General features: G+C 42.2%; 10 protein-coding genes and 1 pseudogene. 8 read left to right on the top strand and 3 right to left on the bottom strand.

From position 1 onward, the window contains the following. The first annotated feature begins 567 nt into the window (after positions 1-567). From RM368_RS06230 to RM368_RS06195, 8 genes and pseudogenes are all read left to right on the top strand, one after another. Positions 568-2,034, top strand: a pseudogene (locus RM368_RS06230) (ABC transporter ATP-binding protein). Positions 2,035-2,130: 96 nt separating this feature from the next. After that, positions 2,131-2,352, top strand: a complete 222-nt coding sequence (locus RM368_RS06225; RefSeq protein ID WP_322693260.1) for a hypothetical protein — start codon at positions 2,131-2,133, stop codon at positions 2,350-2,352. After that, positions 2,349-2,633: a type II toxin-antitoxin system mRNA interferase toxin, RelE/StbE family gene (locus tag RM368_RS06220; RefSeq protein ID WP_322693259.1), complete on the top strand. Its 285-nt coding sequence runs from the start codon at positions 2,349-2,351 to the stop codon at positions 2,631-2,633. Before RM368_RS06225 ends, RM368_RS06220 begins: the two co-directional genes overlap by 4 nt. Before the next feature lie 101 nt (positions 2,634-2,734). Further along, a complete protein-coding gene (locus RM368_RS06215; RefSeq protein ID WP_416212216.1) occupies positions 2,735-3,796 on the top strand; it encodes an ABC transporter permease in 1,062 nt (353 codons plus the stop codon). Positions 3,797-3,871: 75 nt separating this feature from the next. Further along, complete coding sequence (locus RM368_RS06210; protein WP_322693258.1) at positions 3,872-4,810, top strand: ABC transporter permease; 939 nt, start codon at positions 3,872-3,874, stop codon at positions 4,808-4,810. A 202-nt stretch (positions 4,811-5,012) separates the two neighbouring features. After that, positions 5,013-5,771 carry an ATP-binding cassette domain-containing protein gene (locus RM368_RS06205; RefSeq protein WP_322693264.1) on the top strand — a complete coding sequence of 253 codons (759 nt, stop codon included), beginning with the start codon at positions 5,013-5,015 and terminating at the stop codon, positions 5,769-5,771. Next, positions 5,768-6,400 carry an ABC transporter permease gene (locus RM368_RS06200; protein ID WP_322693257.1) on the top strand — a complete coding sequence of 211 codons (633 nt, stop codon included), beginning with the start codon at positions 5,768-5,770 and terminating at the stop codon, positions 6,398-6,400. The genes RM368_RS06205 and RM368_RS06200 overlap by 4 nt, the downstream gene beginning before the upstream one ends. Beyond that, positions 6,400-7,302 carry a glycine betaine ABC transporter substrate-binding protein gene (locus tag RM368_RS06195; protein WP_322693256.1) on the top strand — a complete coding sequence of 301 codons (903 nt, stop codon included), beginning with the start codon at positions 6,400-6,402 and terminating at the stop codon, positions 7,300-7,302. The genes RM368_RS06200 and RM368_RS06195 overlap by 1 nt, the downstream gene beginning before the upstream one ends. 95 nt (positions 7,303-7,397) lie before the next feature. Here RM368_RS06195 and RM368_RS06190 read toward each other — a convergent pair whose 3' ends face one another. The 3 genes from RM368_RS06190 to RM368_RS06180 form a co-directional block, all read right to left on the bottom strand. Beyond that, positions 7,398-8,027, bottom strand: coding sequence for a Uma2 family endonuclease (locus RM368_RS06190; protein WP_322693255.1), 630 nt, complete (start codon positions 8,025-8,027; stop codon positions 7,398-7,400). A gap of 99 nt (positions 8,028-8,126) precedes the next feature. Continuing rightward, complete coding sequence (locus RM368_RS06185) at positions 8,127-10,343, bottom strand: calcium-binding protein (RefSeq protein ID WP_322693254.1); 2,217 nt, start codon at positions 10,341-10,343, stop codon at positions 8,127-8,129. Positions 10,344-10,379: 36 nt separating this feature from the next. Then, positions 10,380-11,870, bottom strand: coding sequence for an MBL fold metallo-hydrolase (locus tag RM368_RS06180; protein WP_322693253.1), 1,491 nt, complete (start codon positions 11,868-11,870; stop codon positions 10,380-10,382). Positions 11,871-12,004: the final 134 nt, after the last annotated feature.

The raw sequence follows: 12,004 nt of genomic DNA, 5'->3' as shown, positions 1-12,004 counted from the left end.
TGATTTTATCACCCAGTCAGTTTAAAAGATGTTGGTAATGACAAGCCTTGTAAAGCAGGGCTGTTTCATTCCATTTCAAATAGAATTTGTCAAGATGGTTAGCCAGAAAATTGTAAGTAAGGGTGACGATAAAATGAACATTTAAGCACTTAAATATCAGTACAAGAGTTCATTTTCTCGGCACGCTGGTAACAAAATAACCAATTTTTAATTGCTAGAACCCTTGATTTTTAAAGCTCTTTGGGGAATGAAACAGCCCTGCCCTTGTAAAGGGGGGAAATAGAAATAATAAATCTTGTTCCCTCCCCTTTACAAGGGGAGGGTTAGGGTCTGACAGGTGTAGGTATTTTACAAACGTGGCTGAAATGAGGTTTTTGCGTTGGTTGAAAACTCAAATTTTAGTCTCTAATTTTCCACCTAAGAACGAAATTTCGTTATTTGAACCACCTTTAGAACTCTGTTTGAGAGTATCCACTCATGCCCACATAAAAAACCTACACTTGTCAGAGGGTTAGGGTGGGGTAAAACTGACGCGAATCTTCACTACGATCTATCAGTTTAGTGAACATGAACTATTTACGCTTAAACAATATTACCAAACGCTTTGGGTCTTTTATTGCTAACGACAATATCAATCTCTCTGTTGCATCTGGAACCATTCATGCAATACTAGGCGAAAATGGTGCGGGGAAGAGTACTTTAATGAATATTATTAGTGGACTCTATCAACCTGATGCTGGTGAGATATATCTCCAAGAACAACCAATAAAAATCACTTCCCCAAATGAAGCAATTAAATTAGGTATTGGCATGATTCACCAACATTTCATGCTTGTACCCAAATTGACTGTCACAGAAAATATCATCTTAGGGATGGAAAAAACTTGGCGGCTAAATCTCCAATCTAAACAACAAGAAATCGCCGCCTTATCCCAAGCTTATAAATTAGAAATTGACCCCACTGCCAAAGTTGAAAATTTATCTGTTGGGGCACAACAACGCGTAGAAATTCTCAAAGTTCTCTACCGTCGAGCAAAGTTGTTGATTCTTGATGAACCTACAGCAGTTTTGACACCGCCAGAAGTAGAATCATTAATTGCTATCTTGCGCCAATTGGCAGCCGCAGGGAACGCAATCATTTTTATCAGTCATAAATTAGAAGAGGTAATGAATCTCTGTGATTCAGTAACAGTTTTGCGCCAGGGAAAAGTAGTAGGAACAACATCAACTTCAGCGGCGACACCTCAGTAGTTAGCAACATTAATGGTAGGACGGGAAGTAGCTTTACAGTTAAATAAAAGTGCTAGATTATCAGGAGAAATTATCCTGTCGGTGCAAAATTTACAACTTACTGATGAAAGAAATATTCTTGCTGTAAATAATGTTTCCTTTGAATTGCGGGCGGGAGAAATTTTCGGAATTGCTGGTGTCGAAGGCAATGGACAGCGAGAGTTAGCTGATGCCATCGCTCTTGTGCGGACTATTAAGCAGGGTAAAATTGAGTTTACGCCCAAACATTCTTCAGTAGGCTACATCCCAGAAGATAGGCAGACAATGGGATTGGTGTTGCAATTTAGCATCGCCCAAAACTTGATTTTAAAAGCTTTTAAATATCTGCCATTTTGTCGCCGTTTTTTGTTACAACCAGAAGCGATCGCACATAATGCCCAAGTTGCAATGCAAGAGTTTGACATTCGGGCGACTGGAATTGATATCAAGGTAAGTCAGCTTTCGGGAGGAAATCAACAAAAAGTGGTGTTAGCGCGAGAACTGGCGCAAACACCAGCTTTAATTATCGCCATGCAACCCACAAGAGGGTTAGATGTCGGGGCGACAGTAGCAGTTCAGTCTCAAATCTTAGCAGAACGCGATCGCGGTGCGGCAATTTTGTATATTTCTACTGAGTTAGAAGAAGTGATGGCAATGAGCGATCGCATTGCCGTAATCTACAGAGGTGAGTTTGTGGCTATTTTGGATACACAGACAGCGACAGTGGAAGAGATTGGTTTGTTGATGGCTGGGGGATTTAATTAATTACTAATTCGTAATTTTGGGGTTTAAGCTTATTGTTATTGAGAAATAGCATAAAATGAAAAAGTGCCTAATCTTTCAAAGATATCAACATTGCTGATGAGCAACTCTGTATCTTTTCAGACAGTCATTGAATATGTAGAGGCTCTGTCAAGCGAAGAGCAAGATTTACTACTCGAATTAATTTCTAAAAGACGCATTGAACAACGGCGTAAAGAAATCGCGGCAAATGCTGCACAAACTCTTAAAGCAATTAGAGCAGGTACAGCCAAGCATGGTAATATCGAGGATCTGCGGGCTGATTTGCTAAGTGAAGGATGAGAGTTATTGTTTGGGATAGTAGCTTTAAGCGTGCTTTTAAACGACTTATTCGTAAAAATCCTCGCTTAGAAGAAGCAATTTTTGAAGTTTTGGAATTACTTATAACCGATCCATTTGCACCTACTTTGAAATCGCATAAGTTAAAAGGTGATTTAGATGGTTTGTGGGCTTGTTGGGTCGAGTATGATTGCCGTATTATCTACACGTTTAATCGCAATCCCGATCGGGATGAAGATACGATCGTGCTAATCGATATTGGCACTCATGATGAGGTTTATTGAGAAATGCACAGAAGGCGATCGCTTTAGGAAAGTTTCAAAATGCAATTTTCTATGTTCCCAGTTATGTCTCAGTGCAAGCGTTCTATTGGGTTAGGCTGGTGCTGACACTAATTAATCGGATTCATCCTAGATTGCTACCCCTACTATCACCGCTAATTGCGATCGCCTCTGCCCTGATCGTCGGTGCTATTCTCATGCTAATTGCTGGGGCAAATCCCATCACTGCATACAGCATCTTATTTCAAGAATCTCTCTCTACCTACTTTGGATTTGGTAACACCCTCACCAAAATGACACCGCTATTGTTTACCAGTTTAGGCGTGTTAGTAGCATTGCGGGCTGGACAATTTAATATCGGTGGAGAAGGACAAATTTATCTGGGTGCGTTGGGAAGTACTTTAATTGGGTTATACGTGCACGGATTACCTGCGGTGATTCATATTCCCTTAGCACTTTTAGCAGGATTTTTCTTTGGTGCAATTTGGGGTTGGATTCCTGGTTATCTCAAAGCAAGGCGGGGAGTGAATGAGGTAATTACTACATTGTTGCTTAACTATATCGCCGTGAATTTAGTTAGCTACCTCGTCCAAAATCCATTAATGGCAACAGGTGCGCCTAGTCCTTATTCGCCATTAATTGCCAAAACATCCCGTTTGCCGATTATATTACCCCAAAGCCTTGCCCATGCGGAGATTTTATTCGCTTTAATAGCCGCAGGTATTTTATGGATATTGTTAGTGCGATCGCCTCTAGGTTATCAAATTACAGCAGTGGGATTTAACCCGATTGCCGCCCGTTATGCCCACATATCTGTTGAACGTACCATTATGCTGGTAATGGCTGCTGCGGGTGGTTTAGCTGGGTTAGCTGGGAGTTGCGAGGTGATGGGGTTAAAATATCGGCTATTTGAACAAGTTTCCCCAGGTTATGGATTTGATGCCATTGCGATCGCTTTTTTAAGTCGTGGTAGTGTTATCGGTGTAGTCTTAACTTCTTTGTTTTTTGCAGCGCTTCGCAGTGGTGCAAATGTGATGCAGCGTAGTGCAGGTGTGCCGGTAACTGTAGTTTACGCGATTCAGGGGTTTATGGTGTTATTTATTGCGATCGGTTTAGCAGTGGAAAGAGAAATAAGAGTAAAAACGCAGAGGGACGCAAAGGTTTAACGCAGAGGAACACAAAGAAAACTCTGCGAAACTTTGCGCTTCCCTCTGCGTTCCTTTGCGTTTAAAAATAACTCCATGAATAATCTCAACTTCTTCTCTGATTACCTAATAGCTACCTTACGTCTAGCCGTCCCCCTAACTTATGCAGCCCTTGGAGGATTGTATTCAGAACGTTCGGGGGTGTTAAATATCGCCTTAGAAGGAATGTTGCTTACAGGTGCTTTTACTAGTGCTGCTGCCACTTTCTATACTAGCAATTCCTGGCTTGGTATCCTGGCATCCTTGATTGCTGGGGGATTAGTCGGACTACTCCATGCTTTTTTATGTGTAACTTTGCGTGTCGATCAATTGGTATCTGGGCTAGCAATTAATCTTGTCGCAGCTGGGTTAACATCGTTTTTAGCTCGATTAGTGTTTAGTGGCAGTAGTACGCAGCAGTTACCTGAAATTGGGACAATTATAATTCCTGGTTTAGCCAATATTCCCGCGATCGGGCCGCTACTATTTCAGCAAGATTTTTTGGTATATTTATTATTTATCTTAGTTATTTTAACTACATACCTTTTATTTAAAACTAGCTTTGGATTGACATTGCGGGCAGTGGGTGAATCTCCGAAAGCTGCTGACACGGCTGGAATTTCAGTAACATTTGTTCGTTATATCGCTGTGGTAATTAGTGGCACTCTTGCGAGTTTAGGAGGTGCTTATTTAACTTTAGTACAAGTAAGATTTTTTGCCGAAGGGATGAGTGCTGGTAAAGGATTTATTGCGATCGCAGCATTAATTTTTGGCAGATGGCATCCTATAGGTAGTGCTTTAGCTTGTTTACTGTTTGGGGCTACAGAAGCTTTACAACTGCGAATTCAGGCATTAGGGGCAAATATCCCTTACCAATTTTTAGTCATGTTACCTTATGCGATCGCTTTATTAGCATTAGTGGGATTAATGGGAAAATCTACACCCCCAAAAGCTTTAGGTACTCCCTACTTTGGAGAAAATCACCACTCAGACTAATTTTAGGAAAAGCAAATGGGCGTTAGCACGCTAGCAAAATCAGCACATAATACAATAGACTTCTTGGAGAAGTTGGGAAAAGGGGAAAGGGAAAGGGGGAAAGGTTTGTTATTTTCCCTTTCCCCTTTAACCTTTTTCCACAAGAGTGCAAAAAGAACAAATGCCAAGAAGTCTAATAGCTAGCGTCCCCCAAAAGCCACTCATGCCGCAAAATAACCAAACCGCCATCGAATTCCGCGATGTCACTTTTAGCCGCAATCATCGCCCATTGGTGTCAAATCTCAATTTCACCATTCGCCAAGGAGAAGCACTGGTATTACTTGGGCGCAGTGGTAGCGGTAAAACCACAACAATGAAGTTAATTAATCGCCTATTTACACCTACACAAGGCGAAGTTTTATTTGATGGTATTCCCACAACTGAATGGGATGAAATTAAACTGCGGCGAAAAATTGGTTACGTCATTCAAGAAATTGGTTTATTTCCCCATTTCACTGTCGAACGCAATATCGGTTTAGTCCCGTCTTTAGAAAGGTGGCAACCGAAACAAATAAAAACGCGGGTTTATGAACTGTTGCAATTGGTAGGCTTAGAACCAGCACAATTCGCCACACGTTATCCGCAGGAACTTTCAGGAGGACAAAGGCAAAGAGTCGGTGTAGCTAGGGCTTTAGCAGCAGATCCGCCAGTGTTGTTGATGGATGAACCCTTTGGCGCACTCGATCCAATTACGCGCCTCGAACTGCAACAAGAGTTTCGGCATTTGCAGCAAGAGTTAGGCAAAACAGTTGTTTTCGTCACCCATGATATTCAAGAAGCCTTGGTGTTGGCATCGAGAATTGGTTTAATGTCTGGCGGAGAATTGATAGTATTGGGGACAAAAGATGAATTTATGCGATCGCAACACCCAGAAAGCCTCGCCTTTCTCGAATGTCTGCGTTCCCTGCAAGATAGTTTATGAAAAATTTCTTCCTGGTTAAGTATGCCCCAGAAATTCTCCAGCATACTCTAGAACACCTATTTTTAGTAGGCATCGCCATTGGAATTGCCATCCTTGTAGGCATTCCATTAGGTATTTTAATTACACGTAAAACTTATCTCCGTCAACCAATTCTCGGCATAGCGAATATTCTGCAAACTATTCCCAGTTTGGCACTGTTTGGCTTACTCATACCTATTCCCATAATTGGCGGCATTGGTGCAGTACCAGCAATTGTTGCCCTGACTGTATATTCTTTGCTGCCGATAATTCGTAACACTTACACAGGTATAACTAGCATCGATCCAGCTATTCGAGAAGCTGGGAGAGGCATGGGAATGACAGATAGACAATTGTTATTGCAAGTTGAGATTCCCTTGGCGATGGGAGTAATTCTGGCAGGAGTGAGAGTTGCAACAGTAATTGCCATCGGTATTGCAACTATTGCCGCCGCAATTGGGGCTGGTGGTTTGGGAGTATTTATTTTTCGCGGCATATCAGTAGTGAACGATCAGTTAATTTTAGCTGGTGCAGTTCCGGCGGCAGCAATTGCATTATTGGCTGACTTTGTAATTGGCTGGATAGAGAATAAATTAAAAATTAAAAATTAATGAAGAGATTTTTCACACTTTGCTTTTTAAGTTTTGCCTTGTTATTGGCAATCACTGCCTGCACGCCGAATTTAAATAGTAGTAGCAGTGGTAATATAGTTGTTGCTTCCAAAGATTTTACCGAGCAAGATATTTTAGGTGAACTATTAGCACAGCAAATTGAGGCGACAACTAATTTAAAAGTAGATCGTCGCTTCCGTTTGGGCGGTTCTTTCATCTGTCATAGTGCTATTACTTCTGGAAAAATTGATGCATATATTGAGTACACAGGCACATCTTTTACTGGAATTTTAAAGCAAAAAGCAATTAATGATCCTAAAGAAGTTTATCAGAAGTTAAAACAAATTTATGCTCAGAAATTTAATTTGGAAGTGATGCCAACCTTGGGTTTTGAAAACACTTTTGCGATGATTATCCGGAGTGAAGATGCCAAGCGTAACAATATTCAAACTCTTTCCCAAGCTTCTCAATATACACCGCAGTGGCGCGGCGGTTTTGGCTATGAATTTTTAGAAAGGGAAGATGGTTTTCCGGGATTAGCTAAAACTTATGATTTACGTTTTGCTAAACCTCCCCAAATTATGGACTTGGGTTTAGTGTATCGTGCTTTGATTCAAAAACAAGTAGATATGGTGGCGGGTAGTTCCACAGATGGGCAGATTTCCCGCTTGGATGTAGTGGTGCTAAAGGATGATAAAAAATATTTTCCTCCTTATGAAGCTGCACCAATTGTTCGGCAAGAAACTTTAAAAAAATATCCCGAATTAAGAACAGCGATCGCATCACTTGCCGGAAATATTTCGGCAGATGAAATGCAGCGATTAAATTATTTAGTTGAGGGAGAATTACGTAATGTTAAAGATGTTGTCCAGGAGTTTCGGAAATTAAAGGGATTAAAATAATTCGTAATTCGTAATTCGTAATCTTTCCCCAATAAAAATGAGTCCCTTTTCCCACTCATTGTGCAAAAAGCACAAATGCCAAGAGGTCTATTGTACTACTGTTGTCCATGTAAATAGTTCCTTAACCACCTAATGACTTCACTTGTTGTTTGCTCATTAGCTCTTTGGAGACATTGCTGCACAATTTCTCTGACGTTAAAAAAGTAGCTGCTTTCTGTAAGTGCATAACTTTCTCCCTGTAATCGATAAATTAATAACCGATTATTCTTTAATATCCAAACTTCTGGCACTCGATAAAGCAAGAAATCATTAACGTCAGTGTAGCTTGTCACATCTATTTCAATTGCTAAATCTGGTGGTGGATCTGACTCCCAATTAATTATTTTTTTGCCTACTACTGCTCTGGAATTTTCAATGTAAAAACAAAAGTCTGGTTCAATACCACTAATTTCTGGCAAGCTCATAGTGATAGGCGTAAATGATTCGTATGCACGGTTTAAATGATCCAGCAAAACCTTAGCAATATCTGCTAGCAAACTCGCATCTCTTCCATGCTCTGGTAGCGGTGCCATAAGTAAAATTTCTCCTCTGCGATATTTAATCCGAGGCGAGGAGCGATCGCCTAGTTGCTGACTCAATACTTGATAGTCTTTCCAATCTCCCAAAAGCTTCAACACGGCGCCAGGTGGTAACTCGATTCTTTCTGGTGTAATTACGGTATCCATAACTAGCTCACATTTTAGATATTGGCACAGACGCGTTGGCAAAGCCTCTCGTAGAGAAGCGGCTTGTCGTCAGACATCGCATTACATCAAGGATAACGATTAAACAACTACAAAATTGTTGTTCGTTAGTGACAACCCAGCAGATAATTCGGCAAATTGTACCTGAGTAAATGCGCCTGCACTACCATCTTGATCGAAGAACAATGCACCTGTAGTGGAGTTATAAATAAATCGCTGGAGAAGAGTGGTTGCAAATTCTCCAAGTGTAAACTGACTTGCTTGAAGTACACCTGCTGATAAACCGCCACCAAAACCAGCAGCCGACACTTGAATTAGCTCATTCGGTTTATTAATCGCACCGAAGTCACTTATCAGATCGAGACCTTCATCAAAACTATTGAAAGCAAAGGTATCAGTGCCACCTTCTCCAAAGAGGCGATCGTTACCGTTGCCACCAAAGAGGATAGCATTGCCATTGCCACCATCGATAGTATCATCGCCATCGCCTCCATTGAGAGTATCATTGCCATCACCACCCCTCAAAATATCATTGCCACTTAAGCCTTGAATAATGTCATCACCTGCTTGACCATTGATGACATCATTTGAATTCTCAAATCCACTAACATTGTTGTCTAGGTCGTTTAGGAAGGTGACTGTATTTTTTTTAAAGACAGTGCTTTGGGTGGAGTTGGCATCGAAGACATCAAAGCTGTCAGCGATGGTAGTTTGCCCAGAAAACAGAATATTGCCCGAATCTACGGTGGCTCCAGTGGATAAGCTTAGGTTATCCAAGTTTTCTAAGGCAAAGTTTTCCAGAATGAATCTGGTATCACCATATCCTTGAAAGCTGATTGACAAACTTGTGCCATTCTGGGTGAGAAGCAAGTTTTGAGCAGTGAAACCACTATTGTCCTGGAATATCAGAGTATCCACTTCGGCTATGACTGCTGCTGTCGGGTTTGTTTCTTTACCCACTCCAGTAAAATCGGCGATTGTATAAGTGCCAGTATTAATCGTGTCGTCGCCTGTAAAAGTATTAGTCCTGTCTTTGCTTAAGCCTTTGTAAACAAATTTATCCTTACCACCGCCGCCTGTGAGGCTATCCTTACCACCACCGCCTGTAAGACTATCATCGCCATTACCACCGTTGAGGGTGTTATTACCAGTGGTACCAGAGGCTGTTAGAGTATCATTGCCATCGCCCCCTAAAAGGAGGTTCTTGCCAGATGAGCGAGAGTCGAAGGTAAAGTCTAAATTTCGGTAAAGATAGCCATAGATGTCTAGAAAATCATTACCATCGCCTCCAAAAAGCAGGTTATCGCCATTTGAACCACTAGCGCTCAAGGTATCATCACCTGCACCACCATTGAGGGTGTTATCGCCATCTGAGCGAGAGTTATCCGCTGTGTACTCCGCACTTGTTTGGCTTCCAGAGATGGAGAGAGAATCATTGCCATCGCCTCCATCTAAGAGGTTATCACCGAATGAACCGCTAGCGCTCAAGGTATCATCACCAACACCACCGTTGAGGGTATTATTGCCTAAAGAGCGATCGTCGACTTTTTCGCCGAAATAGCCGAAGTACCTGTAGTTGCCAGAGGCGGAGAGAGAATCATTGCCATCGCCACCAAAAAGCCGATTATTGCCTGAGGGGAAGTCAGCATCCAAAGAGTCGTTACCAACACCACCGTTGAGGGTATTATTGCCCGCACCACCTCTCAAAAGGTCATTGCCACTTAAGCCTTGAATAATGTCATCACCTGCTTGACCATTGATGACATCATTTGAATTCTCAAATCCACTAACATTGTTGTCTAGGTCGTTTAGGAAGGTGACTGTATTTTTTTTAAAGACAGTGCTTTGGGTGGAGTTGGCATCGAAGACATCAAAGCTGTCAGCGATGGTAGTTTGCCCAGAAAACAGAATATTGCCCGAATCTACGGTGGCTCCAGTGGATAAGCTTAGGTTATCCAAGTTTTCTAGGGCAAAGTTTTCTAAAATGATTTTGTCAAAGCTAGACCTTTGAGAGTTGATTTCCAGGTTGTTACCATTCTGGGTGAGGCTCAAGTTTCGAGCAGTGAAGCCACTATAGTTTTGGAAATTTAGGGTATCCACTTCGGCTATGACTGCTGCTGTCGGGTTTGTTCCTTTACCTACTCCACTAAAATCGGCGATCGTATTAATGAAGTTTGAGTTCTCATCAAAAAAAAATATATCTTTGCCACCGCCACCAGTTAGGGTATCGTAGTAATCGTTGTAATTTAAAGTACCCCGTAGGGTGTCGTTACCGCTGGTTCCAATGATAATTGTCATAAGTTTTTCCTACCTGAATCGATTTTTTGAGTAATTTTAGTTGTCAATAATCATAGAATATGGCCAAGATTGGTTTTGAATTACTTGCGTGTCCTCTTGGGCAAATGTAAGGGCATCTCCAGGGCGAAGCAAGCAAATCGGTACAGGAGAAGCGATCGCTCCATCTTTGCGGGTTCCAGAGCGCACAGTTGCTACCTGGCAAACATGCTCTGGGGTGGGATCGACTGCCATAATATGTGCTTGCGATCCATCAAGACAAGGACCAAGACCGCGCTGCCAATACCAAGGCGCACCGCCATCAGAGTACGGTACAATTCGTTTGGCATTCCAAATTTCCGCTACGTCAATTAAATCATCGGCATCGCACATCATCTTTTGGCGGACTTGCCAGCTGTTCTGTGGCACAAAAGGAAGATAGCGAGCGACTGATGAAAAGAGATACTGAATTGGATACAGTCCGAAACCTCGATATCCACCAAATAAAGTATCAAGGGAACCATAACGCTCTAAGGCTACGGCTGCGAGTTTTTTGACATCTCCAAGGCAGTCAGTCCCGGAATCTGCGGTGAGCGCAACACGGCGATCGCAATACTCAATTAAATAAGTGTTGCCTTCATTGCGAATCTCTGGGTGGAGGGCTTGAGCAACCGTTGGCTGTTCCCCGTAGAAGGGCAGGGCAATCACTCGCATTCCACCAATTCGAGTTTCGTCAAACCAGCGTAGTGTATGAATATTTTCAAATCCAAGCTGACGCAGCCGCAACGCCATATCAATTGCCAGTACAGATTCTCGCTTCACTTCGGGAACAAAGATTGGTGTGTTAGCAACAACTCGCAGCAAGGTTCCTAAATCAAAATGATCGGGGTGAGAATGGGTGATAAATACTGCATCGGGTTGTCCCATTTCCTCTAAGCTCAGGGGTTGGTAGTTTGGCGGATAAACTTCAGACTTGGGCAATAGAAATGGATCGAAGAGAATGCTAAAGTTGCCATCACTGAGCCGGAGGGTGGAGTGACCGACAAAAGTGGCATGGCCTAGTTGCAGCTTGACGGATAATTCGTTGACTTCAACCAGTGCGCCACAATCATCTAATGCGTTCCATAACTCGCGAGCAATGGTCGTAGTTGGAGCATTACTTCCTTGTTGCCATTCTCCTAGATACAAAGCAAGCTCAGATAGGAGATTGGCAGATAATTTTTGGATGACGATAGTTTCGCCAATATTACGTTCCAGCTCAAGGGCAACGGGTTTAATGGCTTTGGGATCGGGATATAGCCAATCCTCCAAAAGAACATTAGGACGCTGATACAAATTTGCCAGACCACCCGAAACCATTGTCTGTGTCAGTAATTCACGCGCATGAGCCACAACATTTGCAAGACCATATCGATTGCGGTGTGCTGTGATGCTGGCGCAGTAGCGACGGATGGTGTTGTCACATTGTCCAGTCACAGCACTACCAAACTTGGTTTCGTCCTGATAGATCAGTTGAAATTTAATGCTGCTGCTTAATCTTTGACGGATCATAAGCAAGTGATAAATTAAAAGTAAAAAATCTACAATTTAACGTTATACGGCGCTGTACGCCTATTTCTCCTTTCTTAGAACTGACGCAAGACATCTCTGAAACCCTTATTCTCCTCCGTGTCCTCTGCGTCCTC

The sequence above is a fragment of the Nostoc sp. DedSLP03 genome, assembly GCF_034530815.1.
GTDB lineage: Bacteria > Cyanobacteriota > Cyanobacteriia > Cyanobacteriales > Nostocaceae > Nostoc.
Note: the sequence above shows the minus strand (reverse complement) of the source record. Positions and strands in the feature narration are given on the sequence as shown.

Excerpts from the sequence above, each read along its gene's own strand:
- RM368_RS06225 (WP_322693260.1), top strand. The coding sequence starts at position 2,131 with ATGAGCAACTCTGTATCTTTTCAGACAGTCATTGAATATGTAGAGGCT.
- RM368_RS06220 (WP_322693259.1), top strand. The coding sequence starts at position 2,349 with ATGAGAGTTATTGTTTGGGATAGTAGCTTTAAGCGTGCTTTTAAACGA.
- RM368_RS06210 (WP_322693258.1), top strand. The coding sequence starts at position 3,872 with ATGAATAATCTCAACTTCTTCTCTGATTACCTAATAGCTACCTTACGT.
- RM368_RS06205 (WP_322693264.1), top strand. The coding sequence starts at position 5,013 with ATGCCGCAAAATAACCAAACCGCCATCGAATTCCGCGATGTCACTTTT.
- RM368_RS06200 (WP_322693257.1), top strand. The coding sequence starts at position 5,768 with ATGAAAAATTTCTTCCTGGTTAAGTATGCCCCAGAAATTCTCCAGCAT.
- RM368_RS06195 (WP_322693256.1), top strand. The coding sequence starts at position 6,400 with ATGAAGAGATTTTTCACACTTTGCTTTTTAAGTTTTGCCTTGTTATTG.
- RM368_RS06190 (WP_322693255.1), bottom strand. The coding sequence starts at position 8,027 with ATGGATACCGTAATTACACCAGAAAGAATCGAGTTACCACCTGGCGCC.
- RM368_RS06185 (WP_322693254.1), bottom strand. The coding sequence starts at position 10,343 with ATGACAATTATCATTGGAACCAGCGGTAACGACACCCTACGGGGTACT.
- RM368_RS06180 (WP_322693253.1), bottom strand. The coding sequence starts at position 11,870 with ATGATCCGTCAAAGATTAAGCAGCAGCATTAAATTTCAACTGATCTAT.